The following is a 20,635-nucleotide window of genomic DNA, read 5'->3' as shown; positions in this document are numbered from 1 at the left end:
ATGAAAAGAAAAATGAAAACATTACAAGTTTTTCAGTATTTGAATATTAGAACATCTATATTATTACTATTTTCAACACTGATTATAAGTGCGTTATTATTAATCAGCTTTATATCTTTAAACTATACGGAAAAGATAGCAAGAAATAACTCAGTAGATTATACTACAAAAATTATTAAGCAAATAAATAATGATATAGATTCGTATATTGTATCCATGGATAACATTTCTACATTGGTTGCAAAAAATAGTGCAGTACAATCTTACTTGTTTGATGATGATTCAAGTGTAAATTATGAAATAAATAACAAAAGAATTTTAGAACTATTCGAAACTGTAAGAGAAACTAGAGAAGATATATGCAATATTGCAATTATTGATAAGAATGATAAATATATTATAAATGATGGTAAAGATAAGCTTTCAGAATTTGTATCTTTAGAAGATAATGGGTGGTATAAAAATGCTGTTTTAAGAAATGGAGATACTTTTGTTTCGTCTTCACATGTTCAAAATGTAATTAAGGATAATTATAAATGGGTTATTACATTATGTAGAACATTGATAAATCCTTATACTAATGAACAAGAAGGCGTTTTTTTTATTGACCTAAATTATAATGCAATAAGTGATTTATGTGAAAAAAATAGTTTGGGAAAAAAGGGATATGTATTTATTATAGATGAGAATGGAAATATTATATATCATCCTAAGCAGCAGCTTATATACAGTGGACTTATGAGTGAAAAGATAGAAAAAATCATGAGTAGTGAGGAAAATTATTTTGTTACAGATGTAAAAGGAGATAGCTGTGTATATACATTTAGCAAATCTCCCAAAACTGGATGGACAGTTGTTGGTGTTGCGTATATGGATGAACTAATAAAAAATGATAAAGAAATGAAGGCTGTGTATGGGATTATTACAAGTGTTATTTTAGGATTAGCTATGTTGATTTCGATAGTTATTTCTAAAGAAATAACTAAACCTTTACAAGTTTTAAGAGATTCTATGAAAGAAGTTGAAAAGGGGAATTTTGAAAATGTAAATATAGAAGTTTTTAATAAGAATGAGATATGGAGCTTAAGTAATTCTTTTAATATTATGATAGCCGAAATCAAAAAATTAATGGAACAAAATATACAGGAGCAGAAGCAAAAAAGAAAAAGTGAATTGAAGGCTTTGCAATCTCAAATCAATCCCCATTTTCTCTATAATACGTTAGATTCTATAATATGGATGGCTGAAGGGAATAAAACAAAAGAAGTTGTAGTTATGACATCATCTCTTGCAAAATTATTAAGGCAAAGTATAAGCAATGAAGAAGAAATTACTACTATAGAAAAAGAAATAGATTATGTAAAAAGTTATTTAACAATTGAAAAAATGAGGTATAAAGATAAGCTTGAATTTAAGATAGATGTTCAAAAAAGTATATATTATGTTGACATAATTAAGCTAGTATTACAACCAATGGTTGAAAACGCTATATATCATGGAATTAAATATAAAGAAGGTAAAGGGATGATATTAATTGAAGGATATGATTATGATAACGATGTTGAAATTTTAGTTAAAGACAATGGAATTGGTATGAATAAAGATCAGCTTGATAGTATATTTGATTCTAAAAAGAAAAATGATAAATCTAATGGTGTAGGAGTTAATAATGTACAAATGAGATTACAGTTAAGCTATGGAAAGGAATATGGACTAGTTTATGAAAGTGAACCTCTAAAGGGAACCACTGTAAAAATAAAAATTCCGAAAAAGGGGAAAAGTGTTTATGAAGAGTAAGAAAGAGATATTAGAAAGAGGAGTCATTGCATTAGTTATACTAGCAATTTTCATAATATTATTTTCTGTTAAAACCATTGATAATAGAAAACCATTAAATATGATATATATTTCTAAAAGTATTGATGAAAATAATGAATTTTGGATGGCGTTACTTTCAGGAGCAAAGATGGCAGCAAAAGAATATAACGTTAATTTAACTATATGGGCTCCAAAAGATGAATCTGATTATGAAGAGCAAAATCAACTAATAGAAAAAGCTATTGAAAAAAAACCACAGGCTATTTTGCTTTCGGCATCAAATTACACAGAAACAACACCTATGGCAGAGAAGATAAAGAGTAAAGGCATAAAACTAGTGTTAATTGATTCTGAAATTAATTCTGATATTGCAGATAGTGTTGTCTCAACAGGAAATTTTATTGCAGGGCAAAAAATGGGGAATTACATGAGAAACTTCATAAATAATGATACAAAAATAGCCATAGTTAGCCATGTTAAAGGGGCATCGACAGCACTTCAAAGAGAAAATGGATTTAGAGATGGACTTGGAATATATGAAGATAAAATCATAGAAGTGGTGTATTGCGAATCTAAATATGATAAGGCTTATGACTTGACTAAAGAAATTATAAAGGAACATCAGGATATTAATATGATTGCAGCTTTAAATGAATATTCATGCATGGGAGCAGCAAAAGCTGTTAAAGAACTTGGATTAGAAAAAAAGATTGGAATAATGGGATTTGATAATTCTTTAGAAGAAGTAAAACTATTGGAAGAAGGCGTTCTTAATGGAATTGTAATACAAAAGCCTTTTAATATGGGATATTTTGGAGTTGAACAAGCAGCTAAGATAATAAAAGGTGAAAATTATATTAAATATTTGGATTGTGGATCAAAACTAATTACAAAAGAGGATATGTATACTGAAGAAAATCAAAAGATTCTATTTCCCTTTATAGGGCGTCAATTTAGAGAGATACAAAATGATTGATTTGTTTTGTTTGTGTGATATTATACCTTATTTAAAAGTGAATAAGAATAAAAACAAATAAAAAATAGTATTATTTTAACTGTTTTTTGTAATATATTCAATTAAATAAAGATAAAAATGGTGCTATACTTTAAACATACCAAACAGAAATGCAAATAAGAAATGGAAGGTGATACTGTGGGGGAGACTATATTAACAATGAAAGATATTGATAAATCTTTTATTGGAGTACATGCCCTTAAGGCAGCAAGTTTGGAGCTTAAAAAAGGCGAAGTACATGCACTTATGGGTGAAAACGGAGCAGGAAAATCAACATTAATGAAGGTTCTTACTGGTATTTATAGTAAGGATAGTGGAGAGATAATTTATAAAGGAAAAGAGGTTGAGTTCTCTAGTCCAAAAGAAGCACAAGAAGCTGGGATTATTATCGTACATCAAGAATTAAATATGATGAATCACTTAACAGTAGCTCAAAATATTTTTATAGGGCGAGAAATGATGAATGGTAAGTTTATCAATGATAACCAAATGAATCAGGAAGTTAAAAAGTTGTTTGATAAACTACATATTGATATCGATCCTAGTGAAACTATGGGTAATCTTACAGTTGGCAGGCAGCAAATGTGCGAGATTGCTAAGGCAATTTCGCAAGATGCTGAGGTAATCGTTTTCGATGAACCTACTGCTGCATTAACAGAATCTGAAATCGAAGAGTTATTTAAAATAATTAGAGATTTAAGATCTAGAGATATTGGAATTATTTATATTTCTCATAGGATGGATGAAATTAATGTAATTACTGATAGAGTTACTGTAATGCGTGATGGAGAATATGTAGGTACAATTATAACAAAAGATTCTACGAAAGAAGAAATAATAAGCATGATGGTTGGAAGAACAATTTATGAAGATCCTAAAGAAAAGAGTAATGTACCAAAAGATGCACCTGTAGTTTTAAAAGTAGAAAATTTAAATGTTGGCAAAAGTGTAAGGAATGTTAGCTTTGAATTAAAAAAGGGTGAAATCATAGGTTTTTCAGGATTAATGGGATCAGGAAGAACTGAGACAGCAAGAGCAATATTTGGAGCAGATAAGATAGATAGTGGAACTATTTATGTAAATGGTAAAAAAGTAGAAATCAAATGCCCGATGGATGCAGTTAATTCAGGAATAGGATATTTATCAGAAGATCGTAAGCGATATGGAATAGTTCTTGATAAAACAGTGACTGAGAATTCTACAATGTCATCATTAGATAAGTTTGTAAATGGGATATTTATAAATAAGAAAAAAGAAAAAGACGTAGCTAAAGATTATGCAGAAAAATTAAAAACTAAAACGGCATCAGTAGAAACTCCTGTTGTTACATTATCTGGTGGGAATCAACAAAAAGTTGTTATTGCAAAGTGGCTTATAAAAGACTGCGATATATTAATTTTTGATGAGCCGACAAGAGGTATTGATGTTGGTGCAAAGAGCGAAATATATACTTTAATGAATGAACTCGTAGCTCAAGGTAAATCAATTATTATGATTTCTTCTGAATTAACAGAAATTCTTAGAATGAGTGATAGAATAATTGTTATGAATGAAGGAAGAAAAACAGGAGAATTACCAATTGAAGAAGCTACACAAGAATCTATTATGAATGCAGCAACATTAAGAAATCAATTCTAGGAGGATAAAAACGTGGAAAAGAAAGAAAATTCACTAAAAAAATCAATATTAAATAATAAATTTGTAAAGGCAATTGGAACTCAAAGATTGATTGCAATTCTAGCACTGATAGCGCTATTTATATTCTTTTCTTTAATGAGTCCAGCATTTCGTCAGTTCACAACTTTAGTAAGTATATTTGATGCTTCATATTATATTGGATTTATGGCAATAGGTGTTACGTTTGTTATTATAACCGGAGGAATAGACCTTTCAATAGGTACTGTATTAGTATGTTCATCATTAATAGCTGGATCACTTGCTGTTAATAGTGGATTTCCAATTTGGTTATGTTTAATTATTGGTATTTTGATAGGCATGTTCTTTGGGTTATGTAATGGTTTAATGGTATCAATTATGGGACTTCCACCATTTATAGCATCATTAGGTACAATGATGATTTCAAAAGGTTTAGGCTCTATATTTACAAAGGCTCAAAGTGTAACATGGCCACAAGCAGCTTCAGCAGATGGATGGTATCGTAAGATATTTAAAATGACTATAGGAAGTGGACAAGACTCACTGATTATTCCAACAGGTTTCATTTTACTAGTTGTTTTAGCTATTGTAATGTCAATAATTTTAACTAAAACAAAACCAGGACGTTATATTTTATCACTTGGAAGTAACAAAGAAGCAACTAGACTTTCTGGTGTAAACGTCGTCAAATGGGAAACTTTAGCTTATGTAATTTCAGGTACTTTTGCAGGAATAGCTGGTGTTGCATATGCTGCTACTTATTCTGTAATGCTACCTGGCGGTGGTGCAGGATTTGAATTAGATGCTATAGCAGGTGTAGTAATCGGCGGTACTTCTATGAGTGGTGGATATGGAACAATAGCAGGTACTTTAATAGGTGTATTTATTATGTCAGTATTAAAGACAGGCCTACCTTTAATCGGATTGCAACCACATTACCAACAATTTATTACAGGTTTTGTTTTAATTGCAGCCGTATTTGCGGATGTTATTAATAGAAGAAAAAAAAATAAAAGATAAGAGAGGTAAGGTTTATGAAAAAAAAATTATTAGGATTAATGCTTTGTACAGCAATACTTGGGTCTATGATGATTGGATGTGGTTCAAAACCAGCACAAGATTCATCAGCAGCACCTGAGAAAGCAACAGAGGAGTCAGCAGATGGTGAATTGTATGTATATTTAGTATCTAAAGGATTCCAACATCAATTCTGGCAAGCAGTTAAACAAGGTGCTGATGAGAAGGCGGCTGAACTTGGTGCAAAAATTGAATTTGTAGGACCAAATACAGAATCAGATATTGCAGATCAAGTACAAATGCTAAATAATGCTATTAATTTAAAACCGGATGCAATTGGACTTGCAGCTTTAAGTACTGAAGCATGTTTAGAAAGTATTCAATCTGCTAAAGATGCTGGAATTCCAATAATAGGATTTGATTCTGGTGTACCAGGTGCTCCAGAAGGTGCAGTTTTTGCAAATGCATCTACAGATAACTATAAAGCAGGTGAATTAGCAGCAGAAAATACTTATCCGCTAGTTAAAGAAAAGATTGCAAGTGCTACTTCAACAGTAAGAATAGGTGTAATGAACCAAGATGCAACATCTGAATCTATAGTAAATCGTGGATCTGGATTCATTGATAAGATAAAAACTTTAATAGAAGCAGATGGTAAGGTAGTTTCCATAGAAGGACATGATAAATGGATGAATAAAGTTTCTAATCCAGATGTGATAATTGACGTAGCAGTACCAGCAACAGTAAATGCTGAACAAGCTACAACTGATGGTATCAATTTATTAAATAAACCAGATACAATATGTATTTATGCTTCAAATCAATTTACTGGTGAAGCTTTAGTAAATGCAAATGCAAATTTAAATAAGCTTAATAAAGATGTTATTGGTGTTGCTTTTGATTCTGGTGCATTAATAAAAGGTGCAGTAAAAGATGGTACATTAGCAGGTGCAGTAACACAAGATCCTCTTTCTATAGGACGTAACACTGTTGAATTAGCTGTTAAAGCAGCAAAAGGTGAGTCAGTTTCCGATGTTGATACAGGATGTCAATGGTATACAGCTAAAAACATGGATGACAAAAATATTGCACCAAACTTATATGACTAATAAATTGTGTTTAATTTAATATGAATCAAACATAAAATAAATATATTATGTTCTGAGCTTGTCACTTCAAAAGTGACAAGCCTTTTTGAAAGGAGAAATAATAATGTTAAATAAAATTCCTAAAATATTATCACCAGAACTAGTAAAAACTCTTATGGAAATGGGACATGGAGATACTATAGTGATTGCTGATGGAAATTTCCCTTCAGAAACATGTGGCAAAAAAGTAGTAAGATCAGATGGTCATGGGGTTCCAGAATTATTAGATGCAATTTTAGAATTATTTCCACTTGATATTAAATATAGTGAAGCACCATTTGGATTAATGGAAGTGGTTAAAGGAGATACTATTGTTCCAGTTATTTGGGATGAATATAACTCTATTTTAGATAAACATCATGATAATAGACCAAATGTAGAATATATAGAAAGATTTGAATTTTATGAGCGTGCGAAAAAAGCTTACGCAGTTATTGCTACAGGTGAAAAGGCTGTTTATGCAAACATCTTATTAACAAAAGGTGTAGTTTAAACATGATTAAATTGGTGGTAAGTGATCTTGATAGAACATTATTGCCACATGGAGTACAAGAAGTTGATGAACAAACAATATATACAATTAAAAAATTAGTAGAGAAAAATATTTATTTTGCAATTGCAAGCGGACGTTCATACAAGGAATTAAGCAAATTTATGAAAAAAACAAAAGATTCTATATTTTTAATTTGCGAAAATGGTGCGCTAATTACTTACCGTGGAAGGATATTAAATAAAAAGTGCATAGAAAAAGATAAGACCGTAAATCTTGTAAATAAATTAGAACAAAATGGATATGATTGCTTAATATCCGGAGTTTATACATTGTATACCACATCAAAAAATCAATCATATTTAAGATATCTAAATCGAGTAAAAGGAAATGTTATGAAGATAAAATATGCTGATGATCTGCCAGAAGATCCATTAAGAATTTCTGTATACAAAAAGAATAGACAAATTATTGATAAGCCTTGGATAATAGAATATTTCAAAGATTTCAATATATCCTATTATGGAGAAGAATGGCTTGACTTTACAGGCAAAGGAGTAAATAAAGGAATGGCAGTGAAGCAGATTAAAAAGTCTTTTTTAAGTGAAGAAGATGAAATAATGGCATTTGGAGATCAGGATAATGATAAGGAGATGCTATTAATAGCGGATTATAGCTGTGCTATGATTCATGGAAGTAAGGAAATTATAAACATATCTAACGAAACAACAGAGAATCCAACAAAAACAATACAAAAATATATAAAGTTTTAGTTGATTTACTTGTTTTATAGTGATATAATCCAATTAAACAGAAATAAAACAAATAAAAACGACAAAATAAAAGATACAAGCTAGAAGTTTAAACATAAAATGTACAAGATTTAAGGAGGAAACAATATGATATCAGAGTATGAAATAAAAAAACAAATTTGTGAGATAGGGAAAAGGATCTATGATAAAGGAATGGTCGCAGCAAATGATGGAAACATTTCTGTGAAAATTAGTGACAATGAGTACTTATGTACTCCAACAGGTGTAAGCAAAGGATTTATGACACCAGATTATATATGTAAAGTTGATAAAGAGGGAAATCTAATTCAAGGAAATGGAAAATTTAAGCCATCATCTGAAATAAAGATGCATATGCGTGTTTATCAAGAAAGGCCAGATGTAAAATCAGTAGTACATGCACATCCAATGTATGCAACAGGATTTGCAATTGCAGGAATACCTCTTAATCAACCAATTATGCCAGAAGCAGTAATTGCATTAGGAGAAGTTCCAATAGCGGCATATGGAACTCCATCAACAATGGAAATACCAGATGCAGTATCTAAGTATCTACAAAATTATGATGCAGTATTATTAGAAAATCATGGTGCATTAACTTATGGAGATTCATTACTAGGAGCATATCATAAGATGGAATCGGTAGAATTTTATGCACAATTACTATATATATCAAGACAACTTGGAGGTCCTAATGAATTACCACAAGATGAAGTAAGAAAACTTTGCAACATGCGTGAATCTTATGGATTAACAGGAAGACATCCAGGTGAAGCAATATTAAATAAACATGTAGAAAGTGAAGAAGTTAATAAAGATATAATTGCAGAAATTACAAAGAAGGTGATGGAACAATTAAACCTAAAATAGGGAGGAGGAAAACATGGATAATTATAGTATTCCCAAAAGCCCACGAATAGACAAGCTAGTAAATGCACTATTTGAAAAAATGCCTGAAATTGAATCTGATAGAGCAGTATTAATTACAGACTCTTATTTAAAAACTGAAGGAAAACCAATTATTACAAGACGTGCAGAAGCATTTGCAAATATATTAGAAAATATACCAATAGTAATTAGAGATAATGAGCTTATAGTAGGAAGTTCTACAAAATCACCAAGAGGATGTCAAGTCTTTCCAGAGTTTTCGTTTTCCTGGCTTGAAGATGAGTTTGATACCATCGAAAAAAGAGCTGCTGATCCATTTTATATTTCAGAAGAAACTAAAGAAACTTTAAAAAATATCTACAGATATTGGAAAGGCAAAACTACAAGCGAGCTTGCTACATCATATATGGCTCCAGAAGCAATAAAAGCAATTGAGCATAATATTTTTACACCAGGAAATTATTACTATAATGGTGTTGGACATGTAACGGTATGCTATGACAAAATTTTAGAAATAGGTTATGAAGGTATTATAAAAGAAGCGAAAGATGAACTAGAAAGATGTAATGTTTCAGATATGAATTATGCTAGTAAAAGTCATTTTTTGAATGCTGTTATTTTAAGTTGTAATGCAGTAATCAACTATGCAAAAAGATATGCGGTTCTTGCAAAAGAACTTGCACAAAAATGTAATGATCAAAAAAGAAAAAAAGAGCTTGAAAAAATAGCTAAAAATTGTGATAGAGTGCCTGAAAAAGGTGCAAGAAATTTTTATGAAGCATGTCAATCTTTTTGGTTTGTTCAGATGCTCCTTCAAATAGAATCAAGTGGACATTCTATATCACCAGGAAGATTTGATCAATATATGTATCCATATTATGAAGCGGATATAAAAAGTGGAGCAATAAATAAAGAAGAAGCACAAGAACTTATTGATTGCATTTGGGTGAAACTAAATGAACTTAATAAAGTTAGAGATGCAGGTTCAGCTGAGGGGTTTGCAGGATATGGTCTTTTTCAAAATTTGATTGCAGGAGGTCAAGATGGAGAAGGTTTAGATGTTACAAATGATCTGTCTTATATGTGCATAGAGGCATCATTACATATAATGTTACCTCAGCCTTCACTATCTGTTAGAGTCTGGAACAAAACACCACAGGATTTTCTTATTAAAGCAGCAACGTTAACTAGGACTGGAATAGGACTACCTGCTTACTATAATGATGAAGTTATTATACCATCGCTAGTTAATAGAGGATTAACTTTAAAAGATGCTAGGGAATATAACATTATTGGTTGTGTTGAACCTCAGAAAGCAGGAAAAACAGAAGGATGGCATGATGCAGCATTCTTTAATATGTGTAGACCTTTAGAATTAGTATTTGAAAATGGCATGGATAATGGTGAATTGGTAGGAGTACCTACAGGTGATATTAGTCAAATGAAAACTTTTGATGAATTTTACGATGCATATAAAAAACAAATGAATTATTGTATAGAATTATTAGTCAATGCAGATAATTCTATAGATATGGCGCATAGAGATCGTTGCCCGCTTCCATATCTTTCTTGTATGATAGAAGATTGCATAAAGAAAGGAAAATCTGTACAAGAAGGTGGTGCAGTATATAATTTTACTGGTCCACAAGGATTTGGAATAGCAAATATGGCTGATTCCTTATATGCAATAAAGGTACTTGTTTTTGATAAACATTTATTAACATTAGAAGAGTATAGAGAAGCTCTACGTAATAACTATGGTAAAGATGTTTCAATTAATAAAATAGAACATATTACAAAAGACATAGTAAGAGAATTATTAAATAAAAAAATTAAAGTTAATGAAGAACAAATATCTAAAATTGCAACTATAGTTGAACATAGTATAGGAATACCTCAAGATAAGAAGAATAAGTATGATAAACTGCTAGAAGAAATTGATAAGATACCTAAGTTTGGAAATGATATTCCTGAAGTTGATAGTTTTGCAAGAGATGTTGCATATACCTACACAAAACCTTTAGAAAAATATAAGAATCCAAGAGGAGGTCAATACCAAGCTGGATTGTATCCTGTATCAGCTAATGTTCCACTTGGTGGTCAAACAGGCGCAACTCCAGATGGAAGACTTGCACATAAACCTATAGCAGATGGAGTTTCACCATCAGCAGGAAAGGATGTCAAAGGTCCTACGGCAGCAGCAAACTCTGTATCAAAGTTAGATCATTCAATTGCATCAAATGGAACTTTATTTAATCAAAAGTTTCATCCATCAGCATTGAGTGGACGAGCTGGCTTGGAAAACTTTGTTTCATTTATTAGAGGATATTTTGACCAAAAGGGAAGTCATATTCAATTTAATGTAGTAAGCAAAGAAACATTACTAGATGCACAAAAAAATCCTGAAGAATATAAAACTCTTGTTGTAAGAGTAGCCGGCTATAGTGCTTTATTTACATCACTTTCAAGATCACTTCAAGACGATATTATTAATCGTACAGAGCAAATTGGTTTTTAAGGAAATAAATAATTATATGGAAAATGATTACTTGAAAACAAAAGGGAGAATATTTGATATACAGAAGTTTTCTGTACATGATGGACCGGGAATACGAACCATTATATTTTTGAAAGGATGTTTTTTTAGATGTAGATGGTGTTGTAATCCAGAGTCACAAGAATTCTCAATACAAGAAATGAAAGTGGATGGAAAATTAAAGTGCATAGGTGAAGATATTACAGTTGAAGAAGTAATAAAGCAAATAGAAAAAGATCGTCCATATTATAGAAGAAGCGGTGGTGGCGTTACTCTTTCAGGAGGAGAATGTTTATTTCAACCAGATTTTGCGTATGGATTGCTAAAAGGATGTAAAGACGTTGGAATAACAACGGCGATAGAGACAACAGCAGCAGCAGATTTCAGTATAATAGAAAGACTTTTGCCTGAAATAGATTATGTATTAATGGATATAAAACATATGAATCCAATAAAGCATAAAGAATATATAGGAAGAGATAATTCTAAAGTATTGGAAAATGCTAGAAAGATTTCAGAATATGGGTCCAATTTAACCATTAGAGTTCCTGTAGTTCCAGGCTTTAATGATTCAGAAAGAGATATTTTGGATATTGCGAAGTTTTCAAAAACATTAAATAACGTAAAAGAGTTACATTTACTGCCTTATCATAGACTTGGAAGGGACAAGTATACAGGATTAGATAGAAATTACTTACTTGATGATATAGAACCGCCTACACCAGAAAAGATGGAAGAGCTACTTGAAATAGTGAACAATGTAGGGCTAAATGGAAAAATTGGGGGTTAAGTCAAAATAACAAGGAGGCTTAATATGGATCAATTCTCCTTAGAAGATAGAATGCGAATAATTCAAGAAATTGTACCGGGTAAACAAATTACATTGGCACATGTAATTGCGAATCCAGATAAAGTATTATATAAAAAACTAGGACTAGATCCTAAAATTGATTATACAAAATCTGCAATTGGAATTGTCACAATGAGTCCAGCAGAGACATCAATTATTGCTGGAGATATTGCATTAAAAGCAGCAGGAATAGAGATAGGGTTTATAGATAGATTCAGTGGAACATTAATTATAACAGGTACAATTTCAGAAGTTGATGCAGGATTAAAAGCATTAACAGAATATTGCAAAGAAACATTAAATTTTACAATCTGCAATATTACAAGGACATAGGTATGAAAAAAGTAATTTTAATAGGACGAAGTGAATGTGGTAAGACAACATTAAAGCAAGTATTAAGTGGTGAAAAGCGTAGATATGAAAAGACTCAGGCTGTGAGCTATGCAGACTGGATTATAGATACTCCAGGAGAATATATACAGACAAAAATGCTTGGAGGAGCACTTGCTATATATTCATATGAAGCAGATATAATCGCGCTTATGGCATCGGCAATAGAACCTTTTACACTATTTGCACCTAATATTGTAAGCATGGCAAGTAGAGAAGTCATAGGAATTGTAACACAAATAGATAAAGAAAATGCCAAGATTAAACAAGCGGTTAGATGGCTTGAACTAGCTGGGTGCAAAAAGATATTTAAAGTAAGCTCCGTTACTGGAGAAGGAATTAATGAACTGGTTAGTTATTTAAAATAGCTGATTAAAAATAAGGAGGAAAAAAATGCAGAATGAATTTGAAATAAAAAAACAAATGTGCGAAATTGGAAAACGTATTTATAACCGCGGAATGGTAGCAGCAAATGATGGAAACATTTCTGTTAAGATTAGTGAAAATGAGTTTTTATGTACACCAACAGGAATAAGTAAAGGCTTTATGACCCCAGAATTTATTTGTAAGGTTGATATAGATGGAAACATATTATTTGCAAATAAGGGATTTAAGCCTTCATCAGAAATAAAAATGCATTTAAGAGTATATAAAGAAAGGCCAGATGTTAAATCAGTAGTGCATGCACATCCAATGTATGCAACAGGATTTGCAATTGCAGGAAGACCTTTAACACAACCTATTATGCCAGAAGCTGTAATTGCATTAGGATGTGTGCCAATAGCTAAATATGGAACACCTTCTACTGAGGAAATTCCTGATGCAGTATCTGAATATCTACAATATTTTGATGCAGTGCTTTTAGAAAATCATGGAGCATTAACTTACTCGGATTCATTAGAGGCAGCTTATATGAAGATGGAATCTTTAGAATTCTATGCTAATCTACTATATATTTCTGAGCACTTAGGAGGTCCACAGGAATTATCAGAGGAACAAGTTGAAAAATTATATGAAATAAGACGTCAATTTGGAATGACAGGAAAGCATCCTGCAAATCTATGTCCAAATACATTATCAGGAAAGCCAAGTTGTCATACTTGTGGTGGATCATGTAAATCTCATAATGAATCTGATAAAGGCTTAGTGACTGAAATTACAAAGAAAATAATGGATCAATTAAATCTTAGATAGAGTTTAGAAAAGAGGAAACAAGATGAATGAGGCCTATGTACAAAGCATGGTAGAAGAAACTATAAATAAATTTATAACTCCTAAGATGAATTTGTCAAAGGCAATTTTTCTAACAGAAAAGATAAAAGAAGAGGCAAAAAGAATAGGTGTATCAGTAGTTGTAGCTATATCAAATGAGGCTGGAAGGCCAATTGCGATTCAATGCATGGATGATTCATATATTGCTAGCTATGATGTTGCACTAAATAAATCATATACTGTAGTGGCACTTAAAATGTCCACATTAGAGCTAAAAAAATTAAGCCAGCCTGGATGTTCTTTATATGGAATTCAATTTACTAATGAAGGAAAAGTAGTTATTATTGGTGGCGGAGTTCCACTTTTTTATAAAGGAAAGTTAATAGGTGGATTAGGTGTTAGTGGAGGAACAGAAGAACAAGATAGTGCACTAGCAGAATATGGACAGAAATGCTTAGAGGAGGTTATGTTATGTCAGTAAATGAAGAGCAGATCAAGTCAATTATAGAAAATGTAATTGCAAATTTAGGTGTAAATAAAAATGAAAGTAAAGAGCCTGGATTATTTGATGATATGAATGATGCAATAAGAGCAGCAAAAGAAGCACAAAAAGTAATGCAAAAAATGCCATTGGATTTTCGTGAAAAGATTATAAATAATATTCGTAAGAAGACATTAGAAAATGCTGAAACTCTTGCAAAAATGGCTGTAGAAGAAACTGGAATGGGAAACGTTGGTGATAAAATATTAAAACATCAACTTCTTGCAGAAAAAACTCCAGGAACAGAAGATATTAAAACAGAAGCATGGTCTGGAGATAGAGGGCTTACATTAGTTGAAATGGGGCCATTTGGAGTAATAGGTGCAATAACACCTTGTACGAATCCTAGTGAAACTATTTTGTGCAATAGTATAGGAATGATTGCAGGTGGCAATACAGTTGTATTTTGTGCTCATCCAGCAGCAGTAAAAGTGTCAAACTTTGCAGTTAAACTTGTAAATGAAGCGTCAATTGAAGCTGGAGGTCCAGAAAATATAGTTGTTTCATTAAATAAACCAACACTAGAAACAAGTAATATAATGATGGAACATAAAGACATACCTTTAATTGCAGCAACTGGAGGCCCCGGGGTAGTAACTGCAGTACTTTCATCAGGAAAAAGAGGAATTGGTGCAGGCGCTGGAAATCCACCGGTATTAGTAGATGAAACAGCAGATATTCAACAGGCAGCTGCACATATAATAAATGGCTGTACTTTTGATAATAATCTTCCATGTATAGCTGAAAAAGAAGTTGTAGCTGTAGAAAAAATAATTGATGAATTAATTTATTATTTAAAAGAAAATGGTGGTTATATAATTTCTAAGGAGCAAGAAGAAAAGCTGATATCTACTGTATTAACATCTAATGGCCTTAATCGTAAATGTGTAGGCAGAGATGCTGCTACATTATTAAAAATGATAGGTGTTGATGCACCAGAAGGGACAAGATGTATCATTTTTGAAGGTGAAAAGGAACATCCATTAATTTCAGAAGAATTAATGATGCCTATACTTGGTGTTGTTAGAGCAAAAAATGTAGATGATGCAATTGAAAAATGTGTATGGCTTGAACATGGAAATAGGCATTCAGCACATATACATTCTAAAAACGTTAACACATTAACTAAATATGCTAAAGCAATGGATACTGCAATTTTAGTTAAAAATGCACCTTCATATGCAGCACTTGGCTTTGGAGGAGAAGGTTTCTGTACATTTACAATAGCAAGTAGAACAGGAGAAGGATTAACATCTGCAAACACTTTTACAAAGCGTAGAAGATGTGTTATGTCAGATAGCTTATGTATTAGATAAAAGGAGGGAAAAGAAATGACTAATATTGATATAGAGCAAATTGTAAAGCAAGTTTTAGAAGGAATGGCAACAGAAAGTACAGGATGCAAAAATGGAGCATGTAAATGTAATGAATCAGCTAATTCAATTCCTAAAACAAGTCGTGTTGCTATGCTTACAGAATTAGAGCATTATGAAATAAAAGAATATCCAATTCCTGAACTGGGGGATGATGACATTTTAGTAAAGGTAGAGGGATGCGGTATTTGTGGAACTGATGCTCATGAGTTTAAAAGAGATCCATTTGGATTGATACCAGTAGTATTAGGTCATGAAGGTACTGGTGAAATAGTTAAAATGGGAAAAAACGTAACAAAGGATAGTGCAGGGAAACCATTAAATGTTGGAGATAAAGTTGTATCTTGTATGATATTTAAGGATAATCCTGAAATCACAATGTTTGATTTAAATAAACAAAATGTTGGTGGCGCTGATGTTTATGGTTTACTTCCTGATGATGATGTTCATTTAAATGGATGGTTTGCAGATTATATTGTAATACGTGGAGGTTCAACAATATTTAATGTAAGCGATTTAGATTTATATTCAAGAATATTAATAGAACCATGTGCAGTATTAATTCATGCAGTTGAGAGAGCAAAAACAACAGGAATTTTAAGATTTAACAGCAGAGTAGTAGTACAAGGCTGTGGACCAATTGGATTAATTTGTATAGCTGTATTACGCACAATGGGAATAGAAAACATTGTTGCAGTAGATGGAGAAGAAAAAAGGCTTGAATTTGCTAAAGAATTAGGCGCTGGAAATGTTGTTAATTTCAAAGACTATAAAGGAAATGAAGCCCTATCAGAAGGCGTTAAAGAAGCATTTGGTGGATACTTATCTGACTTTGCATTCCAATGTACAGGTTCACCAATAGCTCATGCAAACATATATAAATTCATAAGAAATGGTGGAGGACTATGTGAATTAGGATTCTTCATAAATGGTGGTGATGCAACAATTAATCCACACTTTGATATTTGCTCTAAAGAAATAACAGTAGTTGGATCATGGGTATACACATTAAGAGATTATGCTACAACTTTTGATTTCTTAAAGAGAGCTAAAGGAATTGGACTTCCAATAGAAAAACTTATTACACATACGTATTCCCTAGATAAGATTAATGAAGGCCATGAGACTAATCTTGCCATGAAAGGTTTAAAGATTGCAATAATTAATCAATAAAACATAGGAGAGTAAACATATGGCAAATGCTGTAGGAATGATAGAAGTATTTGGGTTAACAGCAGCTTTTGTAGCAGCAGATGCTGGATGTAAAGCTGCAAATGTTAAAATTGAAACTTTTGATAGAAATAAACCTGCAAATGCAGATGAGCTTCCGGTTCCACTTATTATTATGGTGAAATTTAGAGGAAGTGTAGAGGATGTTAGAGCAGCCATTGAAGCAGCAGAAGAGGCAGCAAAGGGAGTAAGTGGTGTAATATCTAAGTACGTAATTGCAAGACCGGAAGATTCAACAGAAAAGATGTTAAGAATAAGTGGACTTGATAAAAATTAAGAAAAGTAAATATTAAAACTCATATAAAAATAAAATTAATAATAATTAGGAGGAATTTAAAATGGCACAAGAAGCATTAGGAATGATAGAAACAAGAGGATTGGTAGCAGCAATAGAAGCAGCAGATGCAATGGCAAAAGCAGCAGAAGTTGTATTAATAGGAACAGAAAAAATAGGATCAGGATTAGTATCTGTTATGGTACGTGGAGATGTTGGAGCTGTTAAAGCTGCAACAGAAGTAGGAAGTCAAGCAGCTGCAAGACTAGGAGAATTAGTTGCAGTTCATGTAATACCAAGACCACATGCAGATGTAGAAAAAATACTTCCAAGTATAAAATAAACAAACTTCTTTGAAGAAAAGGAGAATGCTATGAAATCATTAGGCTTTATCGAAATACAAAGTGTAACAGCTGCAATAACTGCCTTAGATACCATGTGTAAGACAGCAGATGTTGAATTTGTTACCTGGGAAAGAAAATTAGGAGGAAGACTTGTAACAATAATTATACAAGGCGAAGTAGCGGCAGTTAAACAAGCAGTAGAAACAGCAGCAAAGAATGCGCTAAAGCCATGTATTCATGCGGTGATACCTAATCCACATGAAGAGATAAGAAGAATAGTAGCACTAAGTGCACAAAAAATAAAATAATACCAAAGAGGTGTATTATATTATGGCAGATAGTAAGAAACCAGATAAAACAGAAGAAGTTAATACTGATGTAGTAAATAATAAAGAGCAAGTAAAAGAAAAGGCTCAGGATAAAGAAGTCAAAAAAGAAAAGTCAAATAATAAGGAGGAAAAAAGAATGACACAACAAGCATTAGGAATGATAGAAACAAGAGGATTGGTAGCAGCAATAGAGGCTACAGATGCAATGTTAAAGGCTGCTAATGTAGAATTAGTTGGAACAGAAAAGATAGGATCAGGATTAGTATCTGTTATGGTACGCGGAGATGTAGGAGCAGTTAAAGCAGCAGTAGAAGCAGGTGCAGATTCGGCTTCAAGATTAGGAGAATTAGTTGCTACTCATGTAATACCAAGACCACATACTGATGTAGAAAAAATACTTCCTTCTATTAAATAGTACTTAGAAAGCGCAGGTGGAAAAGGTGGACGAAAAAATCCTTGGATTGATTACAAAAATAGTTAAAGAGACATTAGAAAAAGAAGAAGCAGTTTCAAAGGATTATATGGTTCCAATAGGGGTGTCAGCAAGACATATTCATTTAGCACAAGAGCATATTGAAATATTATTTGGACCTGGCTATCAATTAACAAAAAAGAAGGATTTAATGGGTGGACAATTTGCAGCAAATGAACAAGTTACTATTGTAGGAACAAAACTTAGAGCAATAGAAAATATTAGAGTTTTAGGCCCTGCAAGAAGTAAGTCCCAAGTAGAGGTGTCTCAAACTGACACCTTTAAGCTGGGAATTAAAGCACCAATCCGTGAATCAGGCAATATAAAAGGATCAGCACCTATAGCAGTAGTTGGACCTAAAGGAACAATTTATTTGGATGAAGGTTGTATTGTAGCAAAACGCCATATACACATGTCTCCTAAAGATGCTATTTCAGCAGGAGTAGAAGATGGAGATATTGTTGCAGTAAGAGTAAATAATGATAGAGAAACAGAATTTCATAATGTACTAATTCGCGTTGATGAAAGTTTTACATTAGAGATGCATATTGATGCAGATGAAGCAAATGCAGCAAATGTTTCTAAAGATGCTTATGGAATACTTGTTAAAGTATAAAGAAGGTGCAAAATGATAGTGGGAAAGATTGTCGGTAGTGTAGTAGCGACAAGAAAAAATGATAAATTAGTAGGATCAAAATTTATGATTGTTGAGCCTATAGACAATATGCCAACTAAATATCGTATGGTTGCTGTTGATAATGTAGGAGCTGGAATAGGTGAAATAGTGCTTATAGCTACTGGAAGTGCTGCTCGTATAGGATGTAATATGGAAGATGCACCAGTTGATGCAGCAATTGTTGGAATCATAGATGATGGAATAGGATTGGAGTAGATGTACAATGGATATATTGGAATTGAAAGAAATTATGCAAAATAATGGTATTGTGGGTGCGGGTGGTGCTGGATTCCCTTCTTACGCAAAGTTAAATGATGGCATTGATATTATTATATTAAATTGTGCAGAATGTGAGCCGTTACTTAAACTTCATCAGCAACTATTAGCTTTAAAGGCAAGTGATATAGTAAATGCATTAAATCTAATTGCTGAAATTGTAGGAGCAAAAGAAGTTGTCATTGCAACAAAAGAATGCTATGCAAAGACAGTAGAAGCTGTACAAGAGGTTATAGAAGCAAGAAAATTCTATGCCAAAACTCGAATTTCTTTCCTTCCTGAAATATATCCAGCGGGAGATGAAATCATCACTATTTATGAATCTACTGGAAGGATTGTTGAGCCTGGTAAATTGCCATTATCTGTAGGGGTTATCGTATATAATGTAGAAACTGTCTATAATATATATCAAGCATTATTTGAAAATAAGCCAGTTACACATAAGTATATAACAATTGCTGGAGAAGTAAATGAACCTAAAACAATAAAGGTTCCAATTGGAATTACTTTTGATGAAGTAGTAAATCTTGCAGGAGGATCAACAATAGAGAATCCGGCATATGTTCATGGTGGACCTATGACTGGAAAGTTAGCTAAAGGAATTGATGTCATTACAAAGACATCTAATGGAATATTGGTTTTACCACAAGATCAGTATATAGTTAGAAAAAAGAATCAAAATATAGCAATTAGTGTTAAACAAGCAAAATCTGTATGTTGCCAATGCAATCGATGTACAGAAATGTGCCCAAGAAATATGATTGGATATCCAATTGAACCACATGCAGTAATGAAAAATCTTATGTTTGTTAATAAAGCAGATGTAAAATCATCTTTAAATACATTTTTCTGCTCTCAATGTGGAATTTGTGAAATGTATGCTTGTGAGCAGAGTTTATCCCCTCAAATATTAATAAGTGAATGTAAAACACAATTAAGAAATAATGGTATTGCAGCTCCTAAAGATATTAAGCTTTCTAAAATGAATGAATTAAGAAAAGCAAGAATGATATCAGTAGAGCGTTTAACAGCAAGACTAGGTCTTTCGAAATATGATAGAGCAGCACCTTTAAGCATAGAAGAAATTAGCACAAAGCAAGTAAAAATAAAATTAAGTCAACATATTGGAGTACCTTCTATACCAGTAGTAAAAAAAGGAGCTTTTGTAGAAGAAGGTCAGCTAATTGCAAAGGTTAAAGAAAATAGTCTGTCAGTGCCTTGTCATTCATCTATGGCTGGAATAGTATTGGATGTAAATGAAAAATATATTATAATAGGTAGAAGATAATTAGAGTTATAGTATGAAAAG

Annotated in this window: 23 protein-coding genes; all 23 read left to right on the top strand. The window is 32.0% G+C overall.

All coding sequences use genetic code 11. The features are described 5' to 3' along the window. The 23 genes from CNEONATNEC86_RS12745 to CNEONATNEC86_RS12635 all read left to right on the top strand — a co-directional run bounded on the left by CNEONATNEC86_RS12745 (position 1) and on the right by CNEONATNEC86_RS12635 (position 20,614). Positions 1-1,797 (top strand): cache domain-containing sensor histidine kinase, encoded by a 1,797-nt coding sequence (locus CNEONATNEC86_RS12745; protein WP_159136130.1) that lies wholly within the window; start codon positions 1-3, stop codon positions 1,795-1,797. Beyond that, positions 1,787-2,794 carry a substrate-binding domain-containing protein gene (locus tag CNEONATNEC86_RS12740; protein ID WP_125149858.1) on the top strand — a complete coding sequence of 336 codons (1,008 nt, stop codon included), beginning with the start codon at positions 1,787-1,789 and terminating at the stop codon, positions 2,792-2,794. Before CNEONATNEC86_RS12745 ends, CNEONATNEC86_RS12740 begins: the two co-directional genes overlap by 11 nt. Positions 2,795-2,971: 177 nt before the next feature. After that, complete coding sequence (locus tag CNEONATNEC86_RS12735; protein ID WP_125149857.1) at positions 2,972-4,471, top strand: sugar ABC transporter ATP-binding protein; 1,500 nt, start codon at positions 2,972-2,974, stop codon at positions 4,469-4,471. Between the two features lie 12 nt (positions 4,472-4,483). After that, entirely contained in the window at positions 4,484-5,509 is a 1,026-nt protein-coding gene (locus CNEONATNEC86_RS12730; RefSeq protein WP_338132747.1) for an ABC transporter permease, read from the top strand. Between the two features lie 14 nt (positions 5,510-5,523). Further along, on the top strand, positions 5,524-6,615 hold the full coding sequence (locus CNEONATNEC86_RS12725; protein WP_058295556.1) for an ABC transporter substrate-binding protein: 1,092 nt from the start codon (positions 5,524-5,526) through the stop codon (positions 6,613-6,615). Between the two features lie 103 nt (positions 6,616-6,718). Next, the gene (locus CNEONATNEC86_RS12720; protein ID WP_058295555.1) at positions 6,719-7,147 is read left to right on the top strand and encodes an RbsD/FucU family protein; all 429 of its coding nucleotides are present in this window, start codon (positions 6,719-6,721) and stop codon (positions 7,145-7,147) included. A 2-nt stretch (positions 7,148-7,149) separates the two neighbouring features. Then, on the top strand, positions 7,150-7,917 hold the full coding sequence (locus CNEONATNEC86_RS12715) for a Cof-type HAD-IIB family hydrolase (protein WP_125149856.1): 768 nt from the start codon (positions 7,150-7,152) through the stop codon (positions 7,915-7,917). A gap of 126 nt (positions 7,918-8,043) precedes the next feature. Continuing rightward, positions 8,044-8,805 carry a class II aldolase/adducin family protein gene (locus tag CNEONATNEC86_RS12710; RefSeq protein WP_058295553.1) on the top strand — a complete coding sequence of 254 codons (762 nt, stop codon included), beginning with the start codon at positions 8,044-8,046 and terminating at the stop codon, positions 8,803-8,805. Positions 8,806-8,818: 13 nt separating this feature from the next. Further along, positions 8,819-11,341 carry a glycyl radical protein gene (locus tag CNEONATNEC86_RS12705; RefSeq protein ID WP_159136129.1) on the top strand — a complete coding sequence of 841 codons (2,523 nt, stop codon included), beginning with the start codon at positions 8,819-8,821 and terminating at the stop codon, positions 11,339-11,341. A 16-nt stretch (positions 11,342-11,357) separates the two neighbouring features. Beyond that, positions 11,358-12,149 (top strand): glycyl-radical enzyme activating protein, encoded by a 792-nt coding sequence (locus CNEONATNEC86_RS12700; RefSeq protein ID WP_058295551.1) that lies wholly within the window; start codon positions 11,358-11,360, stop codon positions 12,147-12,149. A 24-nt stretch (positions 12,150-12,173) separates the two neighbouring features. Beyond that, positions 12,174-12,542 (top strand): BMC domain-containing protein, encoded by a 369-nt coding sequence (locus tag CNEONATNEC86_RS12695; RefSeq protein ID WP_058295550.1) that lies wholly within the window; start codon positions 12,174-12,176, stop codon positions 12,540-12,542. A gap of 2 nt (positions 12,543-12,544) precedes the next feature. Beyond that, positions 12,545-12,967 (top strand): EutP/PduV family microcompartment system protein, encoded by a 423-nt coding sequence (locus CNEONATNEC86_RS12690; protein WP_058295549.1) that lies wholly within the window; start codon positions 12,545-12,547, stop codon positions 12,965-12,967. Between the two features lie 25 nt (positions 12,968-12,992). After that, positions 12,993-13,793, top strand: coding sequence for a class II aldolase/adducin family protein (locus CNEONATNEC86_RS12685; RefSeq protein WP_058295548.1), 801 nt, complete (start codon positions 12,993-12,995; stop codon positions 13,791-13,793). A gap of 22 nt (positions 13,794-13,815) precedes the next feature. Beyond that, the gene (locus tag CNEONATNEC86_RS12680) at positions 13,816-14,292 is read left to right on the top strand and encodes a GlcG/HbpS family heme-binding protein (protein ID WP_058295547.1); all 477 of its coding nucleotides are present in this window, start codon (positions 13,816-13,818) and stop codon (positions 14,290-14,292) included. Next, positions 14,283-15,668, top strand: a complete 1,386-nt coding sequence (locus CNEONATNEC86_RS12675; protein WP_058295546.1) for an aldehyde dehydrogenase family protein — start codon at positions 14,283-14,285, stop codon at positions 15,666-15,668. Before CNEONATNEC86_RS12680 ends, CNEONATNEC86_RS12675 begins: the two co-directional genes overlap by 10 nt. Positions 15,669-15,683: 15 nt before the next feature. Beyond that, positions 15,684-16,898: a zinc-dependent alcohol dehydrogenase gene (locus CNEONATNEC86_RS12670; RefSeq protein ID WP_058295545.1), complete on the top strand. Its 1,215-nt coding sequence runs from the start codon at positions 15,684-15,686 to the stop codon at positions 16,896-16,898. A 19-nt stretch (positions 16,899-16,917) separates the two neighbouring features. Continuing rightward, complete coding sequence (locus CNEONATNEC86_RS12665; protein WP_058295544.1) at positions 16,918-17,232, top strand: BMC domain-containing protein; 315 nt, start codon at positions 16,918-16,920, stop codon at positions 17,230-17,232. 61 nt (positions 17,233-17,293) lie between these two features. After that, a complete protein-coding gene (locus tag CNEONATNEC86_RS12660) occupies positions 17,294-17,572 on the top strand; it encodes a BMC domain-containing protein (protein WP_058295543.1) in 279 nt (92 codons plus the stop codon). Positions 17,573-17,602: 30 nt separating this feature from the next. Continuing rightward, positions 17,603-17,881: a BMC domain-containing protein gene (locus CNEONATNEC86_RS12655; RefSeq protein ID WP_058295542.1), complete on the top strand. Its 279-nt coding sequence runs from the start codon at positions 17,603-17,605 to the stop codon at positions 17,879-17,881. 157 nt (positions 17,882-18,038) lie between these two features. Continuing rightward, positions 18,039-18,317 (top strand): BMC domain-containing protein, encoded by a 279-nt coding sequence (locus tag CNEONATNEC86_RS12650; RefSeq protein WP_058296921.1) that lies wholly within the window; start codon positions 18,039-18,041, stop codon positions 18,315-18,317. A 25-nt stretch (positions 18,318-18,342) separates the two neighbouring features. Then, entirely contained in the window at positions 18,343-18,990 is a 648-nt protein-coding gene (gene pduL, locus CNEONATNEC86_RS12645) for a phosphate propanoyltransferase (RefSeq protein WP_058295541.1), read from the top strand. Positions 18,991-19,002: 12 nt separating this feature from the next. Further along, positions 19,003-19,266: a EutN/CcmL family microcompartment protein gene (locus CNEONATNEC86_RS12640; protein WP_058295540.1), complete on the top strand. Its 264-nt coding sequence runs from the start codon at positions 19,003-19,005 to the stop codon at positions 19,264-19,266. Positions 19,267-19,273: 7 nt separating this feature from the next. Next, a complete protein-coding gene (locus CNEONATNEC86_RS12635; protein WP_159136128.1) occupies positions 19,274-20,614 on the top strand; it encodes an SLBB domain-containing protein in 1,341 nt (446 codons plus the stop codon). The last annotated feature ends 21 nt before the right edge of the window (positions 20,615-20,635 follow it).

The sequence above is a fragment of the Clostridium neonatale genome (assembly GCF_900465025.1).
Classification (GTDB): domain Bacteria; phylum Bacillota; class Clostridia; order Clostridiales; family Clostridiaceae; genus Clostridium; species Clostridium neonatale.
The sequence above is the reverse complement of the archived record's forward strand: the minus strand, read 5'-3'. Positions and strand labels throughout refer to the sequence as shown.

Coding starts and splice junctions, on each gene's coding strand:
- CNEONATNEC86_RS12745 (WP_159136130.1), top strand. CDS start 1: ATGAAAAGAAAAATGAAAACATTACAAGTTTTTCAGTATTTGAATATT.
- CNEONATNEC86_RS12740 (WP_125149858.1), top strand. CDS start 1,787: ATGAAGAGTAAGAAAGAGATATTAGAAAGAGGAGTCATTGCATTAGTT.
- CNEONATNEC86_RS12725 (WP_058295556.1), top strand. CDS start 5,524: ATGAAAAAAAAATTATTAGGATTAATGCTTTGTACAGCAATACTTGGG.
- CNEONATNEC86_RS12720 (WP_058295555.1), top strand. CDS start 6,719: ATGTTAAATAAAATTCCTAAAATATTATCACCAGAACTAGTAAAAACT.
- CNEONATNEC86_RS12715 (WP_125149856.1), top strand. CDS start 7,150: ATGATTAAATTGGTGGTAAGTGATCTTGATAGAACATTATTGCCACAT.
- CNEONATNEC86_RS12710 (WP_058295553.1), top strand. CDS start 8,044: ATGATATCAGAGTATGAAATAAAAAAACAAATTTGTGAGATAGGGAAA.
- CNEONATNEC86_RS12705 (WP_159136129.1), top strand. CDS start 8,819: ATGGATAATTATAGTATTCCCAAAAGCCCACGAATAGACAAGCTAGTA.
- CNEONATNEC86_RS12700 (WP_058295551.1), top strand. CDS start 11,358: ATGGAAAATGATTACTTGAAAACAAAAGGGAGAATATTTGATATACAG.
- CNEONATNEC86_RS12695 (WP_058295550.1), top strand. CDS start 12,174: ATGGATCAATTCTCCTTAGAAGATAGAATGCGAATAATTCAAGAAATT.
- CNEONATNEC86_RS12690 (WP_058295549.1), top strand. CDS start 12,545: ATGAAAAAAGTAATTTTAATAGGACGAAGTGAATGTGGTAAGACAACA.
- CNEONATNEC86_RS12685 (WP_058295548.1), top strand. CDS start 12,993: ATGCAGAATGAATTTGAAATAAAAAAACAAATGTGCGAAATTGGAAAA.
- CNEONATNEC86_RS12680 (WP_058295547.1), top strand. CDS start 13,816: ATGAATGAGGCCTATGTACAAAGCATGGTAGAAGAAACTATAAATAAA.
- CNEONATNEC86_RS12675 (WP_058295546.1), top strand. CDS start 14,283: ATGTCAGTAAATGAAGAGCAGATCAAGTCAATTATAGAAAATGTAATT.
- CNEONATNEC86_RS12670 (WP_058295545.1), top strand. CDS start 15,684: ATGACTAATATTGATATAGAGCAAATTGTAAAGCAAGTTTTAGAAGGA.
- CNEONATNEC86_RS12665 (WP_058295544.1), top strand. CDS start 16,918: ATGGCAAATGCTGTAGGAATGATAGAAGTATTTGGGTTAACAGCAGCT.
- CNEONATNEC86_RS12660 (WP_058295543.1), top strand. CDS start 17,294: ATGGCACAAGAAGCATTAGGAATGATAGAAACAAGAGGATTGGTAGCA.
- CNEONATNEC86_RS12655 (WP_058295542.1), top strand. CDS start 17,603: ATGAAATCATTAGGCTTTATCGAAATACAAAGTGTAACAGCTGCAATA.
- CNEONATNEC86_RS12650 (WP_058296921.1), top strand. CDS start 18,039: ATGACACAACAAGCATTAGGAATGATAGAAACAAGAGGATTGGTAGCA.
- CNEONATNEC86_RS12640 (WP_058295540.1), top strand. CDS start 19,003: ATGATAGTGGGAAAGATTGTCGGTAGTGTAGTAGCGACAAGAAAAAAT.
- CNEONATNEC86_RS12635 (WP_159136128.1), top strand. CDS start 19,274: ATGGATATATTGGAATTGAAAGAAATTATGCAAAATAATGGTATTGTG.